The following is a 20,338-nucleotide window of genomic DNA, read 5'->3' on the forward strand; positions in this document are numbered from 1 at the left end:
CGTCTGTTACAGGGCCGTTTACATTCGCTAACACAAGCAAAATGCGGCAAAAGGGGATTTGGTTTAGAGTGCGGGTTTGGCCAGAGGGCCTGAGCATACTTCGGCAAAATTAGGACAACAGAATGAAAAAGCACCTGATCGCGGCAGCCCTGTCGGCGGCCTTATTGCAGGCCTGCGGCACCACCGCAGCTACCCAGAACTCAACCCCCGATCCGGCATTGGCGGCCGTATTGCAAGCGCAGGAATCACAGAGTGCCCGCCTGGTGGCGCTGACCGATAATTACATCGAGGAAACCCTGCCCCGTCAGCCTATCAACGCCCTGTTCAACGGCGACAACAGATTCAATCATCTTTGGCCAAACAGCCTGGCGGCCGACTTTATTGCCGAGGGCGAGGCCATTGATCGCAAGTACCTGGTGGCTCTGCACAGCATCGACAAGGCCAAACTGAGCGGACAGGATCTCTATACCTATGAGATCTTCGAAGGCAACCTGCAACGTAGCCTGGCCGGCGGCCAATATCCCTTCGAACTGCTGCCCTTAAACCAGTTTATCTTCAGTCCCCATAACTTCTTTATGCAGCTTGGCAGTGGTATCAGCGCCCAGCCGTTCAATAATGCCCAGGACTTCGACAATTTCCTTGCCCGCGCCGAAGGCTTTGTGGTGTGGATGGAGCAGGCCCAGAAGAATATGCGCCAGGGCATCAGGCAGGGCGTGGTCCAGCCCAAAGCCGTGGTGGACTCCATGATCCCTCAGTTTGAAGCGCAGATTCTGGATGACCCCACGAAGAGTATGCTGTTCACCCCCCTCAATCAGGCTGGGGACAAACTGAGCGATGAAGATAAGCTCAGGCTGACCCGGGCCTATACCCAACTCGTGGATAAACGCATGACCCCGGTGTTTAGGGAGATGACCCGTTTTCTCAAGGAAGAATACCTGCCCGCGGCCAGGGAGTCTGACGGCATGGCCGGACTGCCCAACGGCGTCAGCTGGTACGAGTACATGATTGAAGTGAACACGACGTTACCGGTCAGCGCCGAGCAGTTACATCAGACAGGCCTGAGTGAAGTAAAGCGCATTCATGGCGAGATGATGAAAGTGGCCGGAGAAGTCGGCTTTGATGGCGATCTGCAGGCCTTCTTCGAGTTTATCAAGAACGATCCGCAATTCTACTTCGAGTCTGCCGACGAGATCCTGGCCGCCTATGAGGCGGTCAAGGCCCGCATGGAGCCCAAGGTGGACAAGCTGTTCAGCGTGATCCCCAAGGCGGACTATGTCGTCAGGCCATATCCGGAGTCCCAGGCCAAGTCGGCGCCCGGCGCCTCCTATATTCCAGCCGCCAAAGACGGCTCCCGTCCGGGCGTGTTTTTCGCCAACACATACAACCTCAAGGGTCAGCCCAGGTATGGTGTGGAAACCCTCTCCATTCATGAGGCCGTACCCGGTCATCACTTCCAGTTGAGCCTGCAGAACGAAGTGGAGGACCTGCCCAAAATCCGCAGCCAGAACTTCTACACCGCCTATGCCGAGGGCTGGGCCTTATATGCCGAAAGCCTGGGTAAGGAACTGGGCTTCTTCACCGACCCCTACCAGTATTTCGGCAAGCTGAACGCCGAACTGTTTCGCGCCATGCGTCTGGTGGTGGATACGGGCCTCCATTACAAGGGCTGGAGTCGCGAACAGGCCATTGAGTATATGTTGAATAATTCCACCATGGTGGAATCGGATGTGACCTCAGAGATTGAGCGCTATATGGTGATGCCCGGCCAGGCCCTGGCCTACAAGACCGGGCAACTGAAAATCCAGGCTCTGCGCGAAAAAGCCGAAAAAGCCCTGGGCGAGCGGTTCGATATCAGGACTTTTCATAACCTCATTCTGCTGGATGGTCCCTTGCCGTTGCCCCTGCTGGAGAAAAAGATCGATGAGTGGATCGCCTCCTGAGCCAATGCGTTCTTTCATTGCATAGACATCGCGCCGGCCCTTAGCCGGCGCGGCTTTTTCGACCAAAGCGGGATGTCCTTTTGTGACAAAAACCCCTATAATCCGCCGCACTTTATTTGTTTCTCTCCAGAAGCGGGCTCCTGCCCTTATTCTGGATCGCATCCCTGCGTCGCCCCGATGCCCGTTTTTTTAGGACGGGCACTGGTTATTAGCAAACTCAAAAGGACCATGCCATGAGCTTGAATGCCGTACCTGCAGGCAAAAACCTGCCAGACGAAGTCAACGTGATCATCGAAATTCCGGCCCATTCTGACCCGGTGAAATATGAAGTGGATAAAGAATCCGGCGCCATCTTTGTCGACCGTTTCATGGCCACCTGTATGCACTACCCCACCAACTACGGTTATGTACCCCATACCCTGTCTGAGGACGGTGATCCGGTAGACGTGCTGGTGATTACCCCTTTCCCCCTGCTGGCCGGCTCCGTGATTGCCTGCCGTCCGGTAGGCGTGCTGAAGATGACCGACGAATCCGGCACCGATGCCAAGGTATTGGCAGTACCCAAGGACAAGCTGTCCACTATTTACCGTGGCGTGAAAGAAATCGACGATGTGCCAGAGTTGCTGCGCCACCAGATCGAGCATTTCTTTAAACACTACAAGGATCTGGAGCCCAACAAATGGGTCAAGATTGACGGTTGGGACAATGCCGCCGCTGCCCGGGACGAGATTGTCGCCAGCGTCAAGCGTTATGAAGAAGCACCAGAAAAGCCGGCTTTTTGAACCACACAACACTCCACAAGGGCCAGCTTCTGCTGGCCTTTTGCTTTACAGGCATTAGGGTTAATATTCACTCCCCTTCTGCCCGTTGGATTGATATGTCTTCCCGTTTCTCTTTACAGGCTATCCGTCAAAGCCCCCAGATGTTATTGCTGGCCATGGCCTTTGTCATGCCGCTGACATTTTCCGTCTGGCATGTACTGCTGAATAATTTTGTTATTGAGGCGGCCCGCTTCAACGGCGCACAGATTGGCATACTGCAGAGTCTGCGTGAGGTGCCGGGTTTTCTGGCCTTTACCGCCGTGTTCGTATTGTTGGTGCTCAGGGAACAGACCTTTGCCCTGCTGGCCCTGGCACTGATGTCCATTGGTATCGCCATGACCGGCTGGTTCCCTTTTGCCGTGGGCCTGTATTGCACCACGGTAGTCATGTCCGTCGGCTTTCACTATTTCGAGACCCTCAACCAGTCCCTGACCCTGCAATGGCTGGATAAGCGCGACACGGCAGAATTTATGGGCCGGCAACTGGCGGTCAAAAGCTGTGCCTCGCTGTTGGCCTTTGGGGCCGTCTGGGTGCTGATGGACGTTCTGAATGTCGGCTATAACAGCATGTATATGCTGGCAGGGGGTGCAGGGTTCCTTATCGTGCTATTGCTCTGGTGGTTGTTCCCCCGCTTCGAACAGCCTTCTACCCAGCACAAGAAATTACTGATGCGCCAGCGTTACTGGCTTTATTACGGCCTGACCTTTTTCGGCGGCGCACGCCGGCAGATTTTTGTCGTGTTTGCCGCCTTTATGATGGTGGAGAAGTTTGGCTATACCGTAGGGCAGATCAGTCTGCTGTTTATGCTCAACTACATTTTCAACCTGTTGTTTGCCCCTGCCATTGGCCGCTTTATCGCACGGGTGGGCGAAAGGAAGGCGTTAGTGGCAGAATATACGGGATTGATTGTCCTGTTCATCGGTTATGCGTTTGTGGACGCCGCCTGGCTGGGAGCAGTGTTGTATGTGGTGGATCACCTGCTGTTCGCTCTGGCCATTGCGATGAAGACTTACTTTCAGAAAATCGCCGACCCCAGGGATATTGCCGCCACCTCAGGGGTGAGTTTCACCATCAACCACATTGCCGCGGTGGTAGTCCCGGCACTGCTGGGGGTGGTCTGGCTGACCTCACCGCCGCTGGTATTTTTTATCGGTGCCGGTTTTGCGTTTTGCTCCCTGATCCTGGCGACGAATATCCCCGCCCTGCCTGCGCCAGGCAACGAAGTGCGCAGAAATCCCTTTGGCTGGGCAAACATGCCGGCCTCGACATTAGAGAAGGTGTAGTCATGAAAAAATATTTGCTCCTGCTGGCAATCCTGCCCCTCATGGGCTGGGCACAGCCCAAAGACCTATACTGGGAGGACATGGTGCCCGAGGATTACCAGTTACCAGAGCAACCCGTAGCCCACGAGGGCAGCAACAACATGGTGCAGATGAATCTGGATGCGCCGGTGGTGCAGGCGCTGGATGGTCAGGAAGTGCGTATCCCGGGTTTTGTGGTGCCCCTGGAAGGGGACGAAGACACCCTTACCGAGTTTCTGCTGGTCCCCTATTTTGGCGCCTGTATCCATGTACCGCCACCACCACCTAACCAGATAGTCCATGTGAAATTCGCCGACGGGGCGCCGGTGGACAATCTGTTCGACGCAGTCTGGATCACCGGCAAGTTGTCCACCCAAGGCTGGACAGGGGACATTGCCACGGTGGGCTATACCATGCAGGGGATTAAAGTGGAGCCTTACGAATAACTCGGATCACTAACCCGTATAAATCTTCTCTGCCGGGTTAAACAATACCCAGGAGGTGAGGATATATTTGTCGTTGGACACCGGCACATTGCCCCGGTGGGTATGGGTAAAATAAGCCGGGGCGATGACCATTCGACCGGCCCTGGGCTTAATGCTCAGGTCCTGATAGTAAAAGTCCGTTTCCCCTCCTTCGGCGACATCATTCAAGTAAAACATAAACAACAGGATACGGTGCAGGGCATCGTTGCTGCCGGTCTGCGGATAGACCTCTGAATGCCAGTACGGATAGCCGCCCCTACCGTGGGGATATTTCTGCGCGTTGATATCGCCAAGCCGGAACAGATACTGCACCAGATTCTGCAAATTAGGCCTGGCCACCTCCTCGAAGTTGTCTTGTGTCACCTTAACCGGCTGACCGGTTTGGGGATGTTTAACCGTCAGGCCTATGGGCCCGATGAGGGCAAAATAATACCTGGCGAAATAGTCCATCAGCCGCGCCGTGGTGTGCTGCAAAACCTGTGGCAGCAACTGGCCAAACTCCGGATGGCGCATAATGGACACGTCTTCACTGACTTTTTTGTCCGTATCCACTCCCCCACCGGTGCGGCCGGCCTGGCGGTTGGGGCTGCTGTCAATCTGGCCGATCAGCGCCTGGCACAATGCCGGCGGCAACACATTGTCGATTACCTCCACAAACTGGTTCATGCGGCCTCCACCTGCAGGCTTCTCAGTTGCTCTTTTACCTTGTCGCTGATGGGGGCGGATTGCTGGCTCTGGTAATCGAAATGGACCATGGTGGTAATGCCCACTGCGCAGCGCTGACCCTGCTGCCAGACTTCCTGGTGCACTTCGAAAGAGCTATTACCCACCCGGCTGATACCGGTGCGCACCTCCACCTGGCTGCCGAAGTAAATCTGACGCAGAAAATCGATCTTATAGCTGGCCAGGATCAGCGGCCAGTTATCCAGATCCAGCTCTGGGGTGAACAGGCGGAAGATGGGCTCCCGGGCCGCCTCGAACCAGCCTGCCAGCACCGTATTGCTCACATGCTTTAAAGCGTCGGTCTCATAGAATCGTACATCGAAGGTTTGTTTCAGCATCTTGTTTACATATCTAGTAACGGCTTAAGGAAACGACCGGTATGGGACGCGGGGGAGCCGGCCACCTGCTCGGGGGTACCCTCTGCAATAATCTGTCCGCCACCCGAGCCCCCTTCGGGGCCGAGATCCACCAGCCAGTCAGCGGTCTTGATCACATCCAGGTTGTGCTCGATCACCACCACAGTATTGCCGTGGTCCCGCAACCGATGCAGTACCTGCAACAGTTGCTTGATATCATGGAAGTGCAGGCCGGTGGTGGGTTCATCCAGGATATACAGCGTCTTGCCCGTATCCCGTTTGGACAGCTCCCGCGCCAGCTTGACCCGCTGGGCTTCCCCGCCAGACAAGGTGGTGGCGCTCTGGCCCAGGCGGATATAGGAAAGCCCTACATCCATCAGGGTTTGCAACTTGCGTGCGAGGGCCGGGATCACATCGAAAAACTCCCGGGCATCCTCCACCGTCATATCCAGCACTTCATTGATGTTCCTGCCTTTGTATTTGATTTCCAGGGTTTCACGGTTATAGCGCTTACCCTTGCACACATCGCAGGGTACGTAGATATCCGGCAGGAAATGCATCTCCACCTTGATGACCCCGTCACCCTGGCAGGCCTCGCAGCGACCGCCCTTGACGTTAAAGCTGAACCGGCCCGGCTTGTAACCCCGGGAACGGGCTTCCTGGGTGCCGGAAAATAGTTCGCGTATGGGGGTAAAAAGGCCCGCATAGGTAGCCGGATTGGAACGGGGGGTGCGACCGATGGGACTCTGATCGATATCCACTACCTTATCCAGATGTTCCAGCCCCTGAATGCTTTTATAGGGGGATGCCTCACCCACGGTAGCGCCATTGAGTTCCTTATGAGCCAGCACATACAGCGTATCGTTGATCAGGGTGGACTTTCCCGAGCCTGACACCCCTGTGACACAGGTCATCAGGCCTACCGGAATGCGCAGGTTGACATCTTTGAGGTTGTTGCCGGTGGCGCCGCTCAGTTCCACCCACAAATTGTCCTTATTCTGGGTTCGCTGGGCAGGCACATCAATCTTCTCCCTGCCTGACAAGTACTTTCCTGTCAGTGACTGCTCACTGCCTTTGATATCCTCCAGGCTGCCCTCGGCAACGATTTCCCCCCCATGGACCCCGGCGCCGGGACCGATATCCAGGATGTAGTCGGCGGCACGGATAGCGTCTTCGTCGTGCTCCACCACAATCACTGTGTTACCCAGATCACGCAGATGCACCAGGGTGCCAAGCAATCGCTCATTATCACGCTGGTGCAGGCCGATACTGGGCTCATCCAGGACATACATCACGCCCACCAAGCCAGCGCCTATCTGGCTGGCCAGCCTGATACGCTGAGCCTCCCCGCCGGACAGGGTATCGGCGCTGCGGGACATGGACAGGTAGTTGAGCCCCACATTGACCAGGAAGCTCAGCCGGTCACGGATCTCCTTGAGGATTTTTTCGGCTATCTGCGCCCGCTGACCACTCAAGGCGAGGGTCTCGAAAAACTTCAGGGCATCGGCAATGGACATCTCAGTGACCGTGGGCAACTGGGTCTGGTTGATAAAGACATTGCGGGCCTCCAGGCGCAGACGGGTGCCACCGCAACTGCCGCATGGCTGCTGGCTCAGGTACTTGGCCAGCTCCTCACGCACCGCATTGGACTCGGTTTCCCGGTAGCGCCGCTCCATATTGGGCAGGATCCCCTCGAAGGGATGCTTGCGCTCCATTACATCGCCACGGTCATTGATGTAACGGAACTTGATGGACGTGCCCTTGCTGCCGTACAGCACCACATCGCGGGCCTTGGCATCCAATTCCTGGAACGGCTTGCTCAGATCAAACTTGTAGTGATCGGCTACTGCCTGCAGCATCTGGAAGTAATAATAACTGCGCTTGTCCCAGCCGCGGATGGCGCCCCCTGCCAGGCTCAGCTCGGCATTACTGATTACCTTGGAGGCGTCGAAAAACTGCTTGGTACCCAGCCCGTCGCAGGTCGGGCAGGCCCCCGCAGGGTTGTTGAAGGAAAACAGCCTGGGCTCCAGCTCAGCCATGCTGTAACCACAGTGGGGACAGGCGAAGTTGGCGGAAAATACGATTTCCTGTTTGCCCGGCTCATCCATCCAGGCAATCTTGGCTGTGCCGCTGGACAGCCCCAGTGCCGTCTCGAACGATTCGGCCAGGCGCAGTTGCAGATCGTCACGGACCTTGAACCTGTCCACCACCACTTCGATGGTGTGTTTCTTGTGCAAATCCAGGGTCGGCGGATCGGACAAGTCGCAAATCTCACCGTCGATGCGGGCGCGGATAAAGCCCTGGGCGGCGAGGTTCTCCAGCATCTTGATATGCTCACCCTTACGCTCCTGCACTACAGGCGCCAGCAGCATCAGTTTACTGCCTTCGGGCATCTCCAGCACCTTGTCGACCATCTGGCTGATGGTCTGGGCATCCAGAGGGACCTTGTGCTCCGGGCAGCGGGGCTCGCCAACCCGGGCAAACAACAGTCGCAGATAGTCATAAATCTCGGTGATGGTTCCCACTGTGGAGCGAGGGTTGTGCGAGGTGGACTTCTGCTCTATTGAAATGGCCGGTGACAAGCCCTCGATATGATCCACATCCGGCTTTTCCATCATGGACAGAAACTGGCGGGCGTAGGCCGACAGGGATTCCACATAACGGCGTTGCCCTTCGGCATACAGGGTATCGAAAGCCAGGGACGATTTGCCCGACCCGGACAGGCCGGTAATGACAATCAACTTGTCCCTGGGCAGGGTCACATTGATATTTTTCAGATTATGGGTACGGGCACCACGAACTTCTATTTTGTCCACTAATCGACACCTGAGCCTGAGTGAGGGAAACCCCTAGTATTGCATATCCAGACGACTCGACACAGAGGTAAATAGCACCGGCTTCTGTCCATGGCGGGCCTGTGGTACACTGCCCGGCCTGTCCGGGACCCTAGCCGGATGGGGCAAGCAACGCCTTGTTTTCAATTGTTTTTTCAGATTAACGCAGCGGATCGTTTTGAATAATACAGAAATTCGCGGCGCCGCCTCCCTGGCAGCCGTTTACGTACTGCGCATGCTCGGCCTGTTTATGGTGATGCCGGTGCTGGCTGTGCTGGCGATGGAGTTCCCTGACTACTCACCATTGCTGGTGGGTCTGGCCATCGGCGGGTACGGCCTGACGCAGGCCCTGCTGCAAATACCCATGGGATTATTGTCAGACCGCATTGGCCGCAAGCCGGTCATCGTGCTGGGGTTGGTGCTGTTCGCCGCCGGCAGTGCCCTGGCAGCCTGGGCAGACAGCCTGACCTGGATAGTGATAGGCAGGATTATCCAGGGAGCGGGCGCCATTGCCGGCGCTGTCATGGCCCTGGCCGGCGACATCAGCCGCGACAGCCAGCGCCCCAAGGTGATGGCTGTCATTGGTGTAGCCATAGGATTTTCCTTTTACCTGGCACTGATTCTCGGCCCGCTGCTGGCCAGACATTTCGGCCTGCAGGGTATTTTCCTGGTCACCGCCCTTCTGGCCGTCGCCTGTATTCCGCTGGTGCTCTTTGTCGTGCCGACAGCCACCAACCTGGCGCCCAGCGGCGACACTTTGCCTAGAGCCGGTGATCTGAGATCCCTGCTGCGCACCCCGGCGCTGCGGCGCCTGAATCTCAGCGTCTTTGTGCTGCACCTGCTGATTACGCTGCTGTTCGTGCAACTTCCCAACCGTCTGGTCCTGACAGGCTGGCCGTTGGCGGATCATTGGCAGCTCTATCTGCCTGTGTTGATCTTATCTGTGCTGGGGATGGTTTTTCTGATGCGCCATCTGGGCAACCGGATGGAAGCCGGCCTGCGCTGGTCCATCGCCCTGATGGGTCTGGCCCTGGCGGGTATGCTGCAGGAGCCTTTGGCTTTGCCAGCCCTGTTGGTTTTTGTCTGTCTGTTTTTTACCGGCTTCAACTACCTGGAAGCCAATCTGCCGGCCCTGGTGTCCAGCCTGGCCCCCGCCGGCAAGAAAGGGTCGGCCATGGGCGCCTACGCCAGTTGTCAGTTTCTCGGAGCGTTCGCCGGGGGGGTACTGTCCGGGCTGCTCAATCAGTACCTGTCGGCTGAGTGGATCTATCTGCTGGCCATTGGCCTTTGCCTTGGCTGGCAATTCTGGATCAGGGGCATCGTCAGTGGCGCCGGCCATCTGAAAAGGTATACACTAGCCCTCAATACTCAGATACGGCCGGTGCAGGAGAGCCTGGAACAGCTTAAGCAGCTCGCCGGCGTGCGTGATATTACCCTGGTGGAGGAAGAGCAAGCCGTCTACCTCAAGGTGGACAGCAGCCAGTTCAGCCTGCAACAAGCCAGGCAGATAATGAACCCCTGAACAGGGCAGTATAGACATAAACTAAATGAGACGAGTCTGTCCCACCGACTAAAATTCAAGCAGGGGCAGTCAGGGTCAGCGTTAGGAGCGAAGATGGCAAGTAGAGGCATAAACAAAGTGATTCTGGTGGGTAACCTGGGTCAGGATCCGGAAGTCAGATATACGGCCAACGGCAAAGCCGTGGCCAGCCTGAATCTGGCCACTTCCGAAAGCTGGAAAGACCAGAGCGGTCAGATCCAGGAGCGTACTGAATGGCACCGGGTCTCACTATTCGGGAAGCTGGCAGAAATCGCCGGTGAATATCTGCGCAAAGGCAGTCAGGTATATGTGGAAGGCAAGCTGCAGACCCGTAAATGGCAGGACAAGAGCGGCCAGGACAGGTACACCACCGAAATCGTGCTGGATCCTTTTACCGGAGTGATGCAGATGCTCGGCGGCGGCAGTGGTGGCGGTGGCGGTGGCCGCAGCCCGCAACAGGGAGGCTACAATCAGGCCCCTGCCCAGCAGGATTACAATCAGGCGCCCCAGTACCAGCAACACCCCAAACAGGGTGGCAGCCCGGGGGGCAATCGTCCGCCCCAGAACCAGCCCCAGCAGGCCAATTCCATGCCGGAGCCCGACTTCGACTTCGATGACGATATTCCGTTCTAGTCCAGCAAAACCCGAAAGCCCGCCCAATGCGGGCTTTTTTCTGACCTTCAGGGCTGGTTAAATAACGGATTGTCTGATGTAATTGCTACAAATTATAACAATTAATACCCGGGTATAAATGCGCTTAGGCTGGTGGGACCTGGTAAAACGCAAGCTGAGAAAGCCGGCGGCTTACCATTCTCTTGGAATCGAATTTGGTCAGCGAAACCTTAACCTGTCCCTGCTTGGCAAGCAGAAAGGGCTGCCATTGTGGCTGAAACAGCACCGTATCGGCATTGACAACTGGGTTAAAGATCTGACTGCCTGGATCAAAGATGAAGGCGTGGCTTCCACCCCCTGTCATGTGGTTTTTTCCACCAATCGCTATCAGTTATTGCAGGTAGAAAAACCTGCGGTCCCAGCCGAAGAGCTGACCCAGGCCCTGCGCTGGTCTGTCAAGGATCTGCTGGCTTCTGCCGATGACATGGTGGTGGAATATTTCGATTTGCCGGCCCAGCCCACCGGCAGCAATAAGATCAACCTGGTGGCAGCGCCTAAGAGTCTGATTGAATCGGTCGTGACAGGTATGATCCAGGCCGGGGTTGAACTTAAAAGCATCGGCATAGAGGAACTCAGCCAGTGTGACCTGCTGGACGCCCAACCTGCAGCACAGATTACCCTGGTGCAGGAACCCGGTGAAGAGATTTGCCTGAGCATCATCAAGGATGGGAACATCTATTTTACCCGTCGCCTCAAAGGGTACGAGCAACTGAGCAGCTATGGCCTGGAGCAGATCCACCAGGGAGTGGCAGACAGCCTCAGTATAGAAATCCAGCGCTCCATGGACTATTTTGACAGTCAGTTGCGCCAGGCGCCGGTGAAGCGTCTGCTGATCTGTATCGATACACCTTTTCTTGAAGAGCTCAGCCAGGTACTTGAACAGAATACCCTGGTCAAGACAGAAATGTTTACTCCACAAATAGCCACTTCCCAGGGACTGAGGTTTTCCTCAGAAACAGTGACCAGTCTGGGCGCCGCCATGCGCCAGGTCCGTGAGGCAAATGCATGAAGAACCGGGTAAACCTCTATCCGCGGGAATTGCGGCCGACTTACGATTTGCTGACACTTGGTTTCGCCCTGGGCCTATGGCTGGCGGCGGCCCTGATTATTGGTTTTTGGCAGTGGCAGATGCATCAGCAATGGACAGTGCTTCAGGCGCAGGAACAGGCCACAGCCACCCAATTGGCCGGCTTGAGGACGCAGGTCAAAAGGCAGGTACAGCAACTGGATCGGGAACCCAGCCAGGCCTTAGTTGAACAAATCCAGCTTCTGCAGCGCCAGATTGCCGCCCAGCAAGAGGTCCTTGCCATGCTGGCGCAACGGGAACGGACAGATAAGCCCGGCTATGCCTCACTGATGGACGATCTGGCCAGACTCCATCATCCGGATATCTGGCTGACTCACATAAACATGACGGACGACAGGATACAACTGGAAGGCGGAACACGCACAGCCGAAGCCCTGCCGCAGTGGCTCAGCCTACTGAGCCGGGGCAACAGCCTCACCGGCACCGAGTTTGCAACCGTGCAACTGATCCGGGACGAGCAGGAAAACCTGGGTTTTGTCCTCAGCTCCACTGCAGCGGACACCATCAGGGAGAGCCGGCAGTGAGTGCTTATCAGAAAATGCATCAGGCCTTTGCCCTCAGGAAGCCAAGAGAGAAACAACTCTTATTGTTTGCAGGACTGTTCCTGATCCTCTATGGAGGTTATCTGCTTTTGATTGAGCCGACCCTGGACGGCCTGGCTTTATCAGAGCGCAAGCTCAATCAACAGCAGCAGGAACTGACCAGCCTGAACCTGCAGCTCCAGGAACTGGCCACAGCGACCACCAATCCCGATACGCCCCTATTGATTCGCCGGCAGGCACTGGAGTCAGAAATAGCAGCGCTGCGCCAGGTCATGTTGCAACAAACCAGTGAACTGATCCCTGCCGCACGAATGAAGAATGTGCTGCAGCAACTGCTTGCACATCATGACCAACTCCGGCTGGTGGAACTCAAATCCCTGACTCCGACAGCCATCACGGCGGAGCCGCAGCAGGAGGATCAGCAGGCCGGTCTCTATCAGCACGGCATGCGATTGGTACTGGAAGGCAGCTATTTCGATTTACAGGGCTATCTGCGGCAGTTGGAAAGCCTGCAATGGCGCTTCTACTGGAAAACCTTTGATTACCAGGTGCTGGAATATCCCACCGCCAGGATGAGCCTGGAAATCTATACCCTCAGTACCGGCAAGGCATTTTTGGGAGTCTGAGATGAACAAGGCAAGTGTGGTCGCCCTAATCACAGGCCTGGCATGGTCCGCCCTGGCGGGCGCTCAGGTTGACCCTACGCGTCCTCCTGCCACAATACAGGAACAGTCGGCGGGACAGCCTCAGAACGGGGGCCTGCCCAGAGTGTCGGCAATTTTCGTCGGGCAGGCTCAACGTTATGTGCTGGTGGAAGGCAAGGTTCTGCATCCGGGTGAATTCTGGGGCGCCTGGCAATTATTCTCCATTGGCAATGACAAGGCGACCTTCCGGGACGGGGATCGGCAGGTGGAAGTGAGGATACTGACAACAGGCTCGTTGAAAAAAGGCAACTTTGATGGTTTATAGACACACATTTATCCTTTTCCTGTCAGCCTGGCTGACGGCCTGCCAGACCAATGATGCCGGACAGACCGTATCACGCAAGCTGGACGAAGCCGTTGCCCAGCAACAGTTGGCAGAGCAGCCCAAAGCTCCTTTGCAGCAGGTACCGGCAGATATCAGCCAGTTGCTGAAGGATGAGGGCAGCCTCCTCGCCCAACAGGAGGGCGGTCTGTTTGGCGAAGAGCGATACGACATCAGGGCCGACCAGACTGAAGCCGGCGCCTTTTTCGCGGGCCTGGTGGAGGGGTCGCCGTTCAGTGTCGCCATCCACCCGCAGGTCCAGGGGCGCATCTCACTGGATCTCAAACAGGTGACACTCAATGAAGCCATGGATCTGGTCAGTGAATTGTACGGCTATGATATCCAGCGCAGCGGCAGTATCTTCCGGATTTACCCCGCCGGTATGCGCACCGAAACCTACTCAGTCAATTACCTGCTGATGACACGCGACGGCGCAACCCAGACCAGTATTGTCTCGGGCGGTGTATCGCAAAAGGACCAGCAGAACAACCAGAACGGCCAGAGCAGCTTCGGCGGCAATCAGATGACCGGTGCCGGGCAGTACGGTAATGCCAGTTTCGGGGCCAATAACATCAATGGCACCAATATCTCCACCCGCACTGAGACGGATTTTTGGAAGAATCTCAAGGAAACACTGCAAAGCCTGGTGGGCAACGAAGCGGGACGCAATGTGGTAGTCTCTCCCCAGGCTGGATTGGTTACCGTCAGGGCCATGCCGGACGAATTACGGGTGGTGCGCAATTTCCTCGAACGTTCAGAAAGTACGGTGCAGCGCCAGGTGATTCTGGAAGCCAGGATCGTGGAGATCTCCCTCAACGATGAATACCAGCAGGGCATCAACTGGAGTCAGGTACTGGCTCACACCGGCAGCACCGATTTTCGCTTCTCCACCAGCGGTTTCAGCGCCGGTAACAGCATCTCTGCCACCCTCGGCGGCGTAACCAGTCTGGCCTTCGTCAACCAGGATTTCAGTGGCGTATTGAATCTGCTGTCCACCCAGGGCAACGTACAGGTGCTGTCCAGCCCCAGGGTCACCGCCACCAACAACCAAAAAGCGGTAATCAAGGTGGGAGACGATGAATATTTCGTCACCGATGTATCCAGCCAGAGCACCATCACGGCCGCCACCACCAGTACCGGACCGAATATCGAACTGACCCCTTTCTTCTCCGGTATAGCCCTGGATGTGACACCGCAGATAGACGACAAGGGCGGGGTACTGTTACATGTGCATCCCTCGGTGATCGAAACACAGGAGCAGGAGAAGGTTGTAACCCTCAATGAAGAACGCTTTGTGCTGCCGCTGGCGCAGAGCAATATCCGCGAATCGGATACGGTTATCCATGCCAAGAGTGGCGAAATCGTCGTTATCGGCGGGCTGATGCAGACCATCATCAACGAGGTGCATTCCAAGACCCCGCTGCTTGGCAGCATTCCGCTGCTGGGTGAACTGTTCAAGAATCGTCGCGAAGTGGAGCAGAAAAAGGAATTGGTGATACTGCTCAAGCCCTCGGTAGTGGGACCGGATACCTGGCGCAAGGAGCTGATGCGCAGCAGGGACCAGGTCCGCGATTGGGTTGATTCGAACTGACCATGTACCTGTATCATTTCGGCCTGCGTGAGCTGCCATTTACCCTGACCCCCAATACCAGTTATTTCTTTGGTCTGCCCAGTCATAAGCAGGCCATCGAAGTGCTGACCCTGGCGTTGAAGACCGGCGAGGGTTTTATCAAGGTCACCGGCGAGGTGGGCACCGGCAAAACCCTGCTGTGCCGGAAATTGCTCAACGAATTGCCGGATCATTTCGTCAGCGCCTACATTCCCAATCCCTACTTGTCGCCGCAGGAGCTGCGCATGGCGGTAGCCAGGGAACTGGATGTCAGCCTGACCGAGCAGGCCGATCAGCAGGAATTTACCCAGCGTATCCAGCAGCGGCTGATTGGGATCCACCAGCAGAATCGCGCCGTGGTGCTGATCATCGATGAAGCCCAGGCTCTGCCGGTAGAGAGTATCGAGGCCCTGAGACTCTTTACCAACCTGGAAACCGAGTCCCGCAAGCTGCTGCAGGTAGTGCTGTTCGGCCAGCCGGAACTGGATGAAAAACTGGCTCTGCCCGAGCTTCGCCAGCTCAAGCAACGTATTACCTTCAGCTACAAGTTATCCAGCATGGATTTTCCGCAGCTTTGCCAGTATGTCCGCCATCGCATGCAGGTAGCGGGCTACCGGGGTGGTGAGGTATTCAGCAACGGTTGTTGCAAGCTGCTCTATCAGGCATCAAAGGGTACACCCAGGGTGGTCAATGTACTCTGTCATAAGGCGCTGATGCTGGCCTTTGGCGAGGGGAAAATGCAGGTCAGCCGGACACATGTGAAGCTGGCCATACAGGACACTGAAGCGGCCCACCGGGTTGCGCACCGTATCGGCTGGTGGCTGACCGCCTCTGTGCTGTTTGTGATACTTGTCCTTGGCAGCTACTACTTTTATCCGCCGGGCAGCTTATGAGTGTTGTCAACAAGATGCTCCAGGATCTGGAGAAACGCCAGCAACAGCCACAGTCGGCAGACTACCAGCCACCGGCTAAAAGCCGTCACGGCTGGTGGCTGGTAGGCGTTTTGCCACTGGCCATGCTGGCCTTTGCCGGCTACTGGCTGCTGCCCGACTGGCTGGAAAAGATCACCCATCAAGAGTCTCTCGATACCATCAATGAACAGCAACAGAGCACAGCCGCGGTCAAGGCTGATCCGGCATCTGCCAAGAGCGGCAGCAAAGATACCGAGTCTGTCCGGACAACAGAGCCAAGCACAACACAGACGACCGGGGAGCCTGAGCAGGTTCCCGTAGCGGCGCCGCCTGATTTGATGGTGCCCGAACCCCGGACGCCAGGGCTTGCCCCTTCGGCCCGGGTCACAGGCTCCACCGCTCAACAGCAGGTTACCCCGACGCCTTCAGCGGCCCTGACTATCAAATCAGCCGATACCGATACCCCATCGCAGTGGGCTTTGCTCAAGGTCAGGGTTCAGCAGGCGATTGCCGACAAACGGCCGCTGGACGCTGTGGCCGATCTCAAGCGCATGCTGGCCATACAGGGCGACAGCCACCAGGTCCGGCTGAAACTGGCGGCACTGATGCATGACACAGGTATGCGGGCTCAGGCTGGCCTGCTGCTCGAAGAGGGGGTAAAACTCTACCCCGAACAGGCAGAGCTTCGCCTGATGCTGGCACGCTGGTTACAGGGCAACAACAGCCAGGAACAGGCCTTGTCTGTACTGCAGGAAATACAACCCGAGCTGCTCGGCCACCCGGATTTCTATGCGCTTCGCGCCCAGCTTGCCCAGCAACAAAATCAGTTGGAACTGGCCATTTCAGACTATCTGCTACTCTCACAGTATCAGCCGGACAGATTCAAGTGGCGGCTGGGCCTGGCCGTAGCGCTGGACAGAGCCGGTCGGCTGCCCGCCGCTCTTGAGCAGTACAACTGGCTAAAGGGGCAGAATCTGCCGCCCGAAGCGCGGCAATTTGTGCAGCAAAGACTCCAGGTTCTGGGAGGTTAATGTGCAGCCTAAACTGAAAATGCGTCTGGGTGACCTGCTGGTCCATGAAGGAATCATCTCCCAGGAACAATTGCAAAGCGCACTGGATGCCCAGCGCCAGTCAGGCCGTAAATTGGGTCAGACCCTGACAGACCTGGGCCTGGTCTCTGAGACTCAGTTGCTGACCTTCCTCTCCCAGCAGTTGAACGTGCCCCTTATCGATGTCAACCAGCACAACCTGGACCCCAATACCGTCAAGCTGTTACCCGAGGTGCAGGCCCGTCGTTACCGGGCACTGGTGCTGGAAGACAACCCGGATCATATATTGCTGGGCATGAGCGATCCTGCCGATTTGGCGGCCATGGACACTCTGTCCGGCCTGCTGAAAAAACCGGTGCAGGTGGCTGTGGTCCGGGAATCACAACTGCTGACCGCTTTTGACAGGCTGTACCGTCGTACCGAAGATATCGCCTCTTTTGCCCATGAGCTGGCCAGCGAACACCGGGACAGTGCCGATTTCGATTTTGCCGAAGTGGGTGCCGGTGAGGAAGACACCGCAGTGGCCAAGCTGCTCAAGTCCATCTTCGAGGATGCGGTGCAGATGCAGGCTTCGGATATCCATATCGAGCCGGATGAAAACCTGCTTCGCATCCGGCAGCGGGTTGACGGCGTACTGCAGGAAAACCTGATCAAGGAACGCAATATCGCCTCGGCGCTGGTACTGCGCCTCAAACTCATGTCCGGCCTGGATATCTCGGAAAAGCGCCTGCCCCAGGACGGACGCACCCATGTGCAGGTCAAGGGCCACAGCATCGATGTGCGGGTTTCGACCATGCCGGTCCAGCATGGCGAGTCCGTGGTCATGCGTCTGCTGGACCAGTCCGCCGGATTGCTCAGCCTGGAACAAACCGGCATGCCACAGGCCATGCTCCAGCGCTTTCGCCACCTGCTGCAACGACCGCACGGCATGATTCTGGTTACCGGTCCCACGGGATCGGGTAAGACCACTACCCTGTACGGGGCCCTGAGTGAGCTGAACCAGCCAGGCGTGAAGGTGATCACGGTGGAAGATCCGGTGGAGTACCGGCTGCCCAGAATCAATCAGGTGCAAACCAACAACCGCATCGGCCTGACCTTTTCAAACGTGCTGCGCACCACCTTGCGCCAGGATCCGGATATCATCATGGTGGGTGAGATGCGCGACAACGAGACGGTGGAAATCGGCCTGCGTGGCGCCCTGACAGGTCACCTGGTCCTGTCCACCCTGCACACCAATGACGCCATCAGCAGCGCCATCCGTCTGCTGGATATGGGTGCACCGGGCTATCTGGTGGCCAGTTCTTTGCGGGCCGTGGTGGCCCAGCGGCTGGTGAGGCGCATCTGCCATCGCTGTGAACAAGCCTACCAGCCGGACAGCGAAGAGCTGTTCTGGCTTAAGTCCCTGGCATCTGATATCGACAGTATTCCCTTCAAAAAGGGTAAGGGTTGCGACGAATGCCATCAGACAGGTTATCGCGGCCGAATCGGGGTATTTGAGTTGCTGGAAATGACCGAAGGCATGATGAACGCCCTGAAGGCCGATGACACCAACAAATTCAGCCAGATGGCCCGTCGCAGTGCCGGCTACCAGCCTCTCTCACAGGTTGCCTTGCAGTACGCAAGGGAAGGGATGACCACAGTGGAGGAAGTGCTGCGTCTGGTGGAAATGGTCGCCGAAGAACCGGTCCAGGTGAACGACGATGCCTAAGTTCAACTACCAGGCAAGGAGTCGCAGCGGCGCCCTGCAGACCGGCGACCTGGAAGCCGCCGATCAGAATACGGCCGCGCAGATCCTGCTCAATCGCGAACTGGTGCCGGTGGATATACGCCAGGCTGCAGAAGGCAGTGGTAACCGTTCGCTCTCCCGATTCTTTGTACCGCGGGTCAGCCTGACTGAACTGGTCATCTTCGCCCGCCAGATGTATTCCCTGAGCAAGTCCGGCATTCCGATCCTGCGCGCCATCGCCGGACTGGCCGAAACGGTCAGCTCCAAGCGCATGCAGGAAGCACTGGAAGACGTGGGCGATCAACTTGAACGGGGCAGGACCCTGTCCAGCGCCCTGCACCGGCATGGGGATGTTTTCAGCCCCTTGTTTGTCAGCGTGGTCCATGTGGGTGAAAACACCGGTAAGCTGGACGAAGCTTTCAGACTGCTGGGCCAGTACCTGGAGCGTGAGCAGGAAACCCGCAAACAAGTCAAAGCCGCCACCCGCTACCCCATGTTTGTGGCGATTGCCATAGTGATTGCTCTGGTGGTGATGAACCTGCTGGTCATTCCGACGTTCTCCGGCATGTTCGCCAAACTGGGCGCCGAGCTACCGCCCATGACCCGTTTTCTGATCGCCATGTCGGATTTTTTTGTCCATCAATGGCCGTTGCTGCTGGTCGGCATAGCCCTGAGCATATTCGGCATCAAGCGCTATCTCAGTTCCGAGCCGGGCCGGTTAAAATGGGACCGCGTCAAGCTGCGTCTGTATGCAGTGGGCAACATACTGGAGCGCTCGCTGCTGTCCCGCTTCGCCCGCAGTTTTGCCATGATGCTCAAGGCCGGGGTGCCCCTGACCCATGCCCTGAATCTGGTGGCGGAGGCAGTGGACAACAAGCATATGGCCGGACGAATTATCGAGATGCGTCGCAATATTGAAAAAGGCGAGAGCCTGTCCAGGGTCTGCGCCTCAAGCAAGCTGTTTACCCCCCTTGTGCTGCAAATGATCAGCGTAGGCGAGGAAACCGGCAGGGTCGATGAACTGCTGACCGACGTGGCGGATTTTTACGAGCGGGAAGTGGAGTACGATCTGAAAAGCCTGACCTCCAAGATAGAGCCCATACTGATTGCCGTGGTGGCCGGCATGGTGCTGGTGCTGGCGCTGGGCATCTTTACCCCCATGTGGGACATGATGAACGCCTACCGTGGAGGTGGTGGATGAGCAAGCAATCTGTCAGCGATAACAATCTGCTCAGATGGATTATGCAGATTGCCGTGGTGACGGTTTTTGCCGTGTTAATGGCGGTGTTTATCTGGTATCTGCAGGACAGCGAACCGGATATCAAGCAAGCCACCATGGATCTGCTGGCCGATGAAATGGCCAAGTCGGTGGTCAGCGCCAAGTGGCAATGGGAGGCGGAAGGCCGACCGGCCAGGATCGTTCAGGTACGCTACGACAAAGTCACCGGCAAAGAGGTGGACAGAAGCCCTATTCCCATGAGCCACCTGGGCTGGCCGAGGGTGGAACCCAACGCACAGGGCTGCGGGGATTTATGGCGGGCGGTGCTCAACCAGCCCTTGCAGATCCATAGTTTTAAGGTATACGCCGAGTATTTCGACGGGGTGGAGATGTCGGGTAAGGCCCTGGACAGCACCTGTCGCTTCAGGCTGTCCACCGGACCGTCATTTGACTACAGAATCTATATGGGACAGGTCGTGAAATGACCTGCAAGGAAA

At 56.8% G+C, this 20,338-nt stretch carries 19 protein-coding genes; 16 read left to right on the forward strand and 3 right to left on the reverse strand.

Annotated features, from left to right (window positions below):
• The first annotated feature begins 122 nt into the window (after positions 1-122).
• From J0A66_RS12465 to J0A66_RS12480, 4 genes are all read left to right on the forward strand, one after another.
• On the forward strand, positions 123-1,940 hold the full coding sequence (locus tag J0A66_RS12465; RefSeq protein ID WP_206574149.1) for a DUF885 domain-containing protein: 1,818 nt from the start codon (positions 123-125) through the stop codon (positions 1,938-1,940).
• 233 nt (positions 1,941-2,173) lie between these two features.
• Entirely contained in the window at positions 2,174-2,722 is a 549-nt protein-coding gene (ppa, locus tag J0A66_RS12470; protein WP_206574150.1) for an inorganic diphosphatase, read from the forward strand.
• A 95-nt stretch (positions 2,723-2,817) separates the two neighbouring features.
• Positions 2,818-4,044: an MFS transporter gene (locus tag J0A66_RS12475; protein ID WP_206574151.1), complete on the forward strand. Its 1,227-nt coding sequence runs from the start codon at positions 2,818-2,820 to the stop codon at positions 4,042-4,044.
• 2 nt (positions 4,045-4,046) lie between these two features.
• A complete protein-coding gene (locus J0A66_RS12480) occupies positions 4,047-4,508 on the forward strand; it encodes a DUF3299 domain-containing protein (protein ID WP_206574152.1) in 462 nt (153 codons plus the stop codon).
• A gap of 9 nt (positions 4,509-4,517) precedes the next feature.
• Here J0A66_RS12480 and J0A66_RS12485 read toward each other — a convergent pair whose 3' ends face one another.
• The 3 genes from J0A66_RS12485 to uvrA are packed head-to-tail and all read right to left on the reverse strand — an operon-like array spanning position 4,518 to position 8,442.
• Positions 4,518-5,213, reverse strand: a complete 696-nt coding sequence (locus tag J0A66_RS12485) for a 2OG-Fe(II) oxygenase (RefSeq protein WP_206574153.1) — start codon at positions 5,211-5,213, stop codon at positions 4,518-4,520.
• Positions 5,210-5,608, reverse strand: coding sequence for an acyl-CoA thioesterase (locus J0A66_RS12490; RefSeq protein ID WP_206574154.1), 399 nt, complete (start codon positions 5,606-5,608; stop codon positions 5,210-5,212). Before J0A66_RS12490 ends, J0A66_RS12485 begins: the two co-directional genes overlap by 4 nt.
• Positions 5,609-5,613: 5 nt before the next feature.
• Positions 5,614-8,442: an excinuclease ABC subunit UvrA gene (uvrA, locus tag J0A66_RS12495; protein WP_206574155.1), complete on the reverse strand. Its 2,829-nt coding sequence runs from the start codon at positions 8,440-8,442 to the stop codon at positions 5,614-5,616.
• A gap of 196 nt (positions 8,443-8,638) precedes the next feature.
• Between uvrA and J0A66_RS12500 the strand changes: the two genes are divergently transcribed.
• From J0A66_RS12500 to J0A66_RS12555, 12 genes are all read left to right on the forward strand, one after another.
• Positions 8,639-9,982, forward strand: a complete 1,344-nt coding sequence (locus tag J0A66_RS12500; RefSeq protein WP_206574156.1) for an MFS transporter — start codon at positions 8,639-8,641, stop codon at positions 9,980-9,982.
• Positions 9,983-10,075: 93 nt separating this feature from the next.
• On the forward strand, positions 10,076-10,633 hold the full coding sequence (ssb, locus tag J0A66_RS12505; protein ID WP_206574157.1) for a single-stranded DNA-binding protein: 558 nt from the start codon (positions 10,076-10,078) through the stop codon (positions 10,631-10,633).
• A 118-nt stretch (positions 10,634-10,751) separates the two neighbouring features.
• On the forward strand, positions 10,752-11,681 hold the full coding sequence (locus J0A66_RS12510) for a type IV pilus biogenesis protein PilM (RefSeq protein WP_206574158.1): 930 nt from the start codon (positions 10,752-10,754) through the stop codon (positions 11,679-11,681).
• On the forward strand, positions 11,678-12,283 hold the full coding sequence (locus tag J0A66_RS12515; protein ID WP_206574159.1) for a PilN domain-containing protein: 606 nt from the start codon (positions 11,678-11,680) through the stop codon (positions 12,281-12,283). The genes J0A66_RS12510 and J0A66_RS12515 overlap by 4 nt, the downstream gene beginning before the upstream one ends.
• Entirely contained in the window at positions 12,280-12,927 is a 648-nt protein-coding gene (locus J0A66_RS12520; protein ID WP_206574160.1) for a type II secretion system protein GspM, read from the forward strand. The genes J0A66_RS12515 and J0A66_RS12520 overlap by 4 nt, the downstream gene beginning before the upstream one ends.
• Before the next feature lies 1 nt (position 12,928).
• Positions 12,929-13,270 carry a hypothetical protein gene (locus J0A66_RS12525; RefSeq protein ID WP_206574161.1) on the forward strand — a complete coding sequence of 114 codons (342 nt, stop codon included), beginning with the start codon at positions 12,929-12,931 and terminating at the stop codon, positions 13,268-13,270.
• A complete protein-coding gene (mshL, locus tag J0A66_RS12530) occupies positions 13,260-14,918 on the forward strand; it encodes a pilus (MSHA type) biogenesis protein MshL (RefSeq protein WP_206574162.1) in 1,659 nt (552 codons plus the stop codon). The genes J0A66_RS12525 and mshL overlap by 11 nt, the downstream gene beginning before the upstream one ends.
• Positions 14,919-14,920: 2 nt before the next feature.
• Entirely contained in the window at positions 14,921-15,829 is a 909-nt protein-coding gene (locus tag J0A66_RS12535) for an ExeA family protein (RefSeq protein WP_206574163.1), read from the forward strand.
• On the forward strand, positions 15,826-16,878 hold the full coding sequence (locus tag J0A66_RS12540; RefSeq protein ID WP_206574164.1) for a tetratricopeptide repeat protein: 1,053 nt from the start codon (positions 15,826-15,828) through the stop codon (positions 16,876-16,878). Before J0A66_RS12535 ends, J0A66_RS12540 begins: the two co-directional genes overlap by 4 nt.
• A 1-nt stretch (position 16,879) precedes the next feature.
• Positions 16,880-18,604, forward strand: a complete 1,725-nt coding sequence (locus J0A66_RS12545) for a GspE/PulE family protein (RefSeq protein WP_338143888.1) — start codon at positions 16,880-16,882, stop codon at positions 18,602-18,604.
• Positions 18,597-19,823, forward strand: a complete 1,227-nt coding sequence (locus tag J0A66_RS12550) for a type II secretion system F family protein (RefSeq protein ID WP_206574165.1) — start codon at positions 18,597-18,599, stop codon at positions 19,821-19,823. Before J0A66_RS12545 ends, J0A66_RS12550 begins: the two co-directional genes overlap by 8 nt.
• Positions 19,820-20,326 (forward strand): hypothetical protein, encoded by a 507-nt coding sequence (locus J0A66_RS12555; protein ID WP_206574166.1) that lies wholly within the window; start codon positions 19,820-19,822, stop codon positions 20,324-20,326. Before J0A66_RS12550 ends, J0A66_RS12555 begins: the two co-directional genes overlap by 4 nt.
• Positions 20,327-20,338 lie beyond the last annotated feature (12 nt).

It is taken from the genome of Bowmanella dokdonensis (assembly GCF_017254865.1).
In the GTDB taxonomy this organism is placed as follows: Bacteria; Pseudomonadota; Gammaproteobacteria; order Enterobacterales; family Alteromonadaceae; genus Bowmanella; species Bowmanella dokdonensis.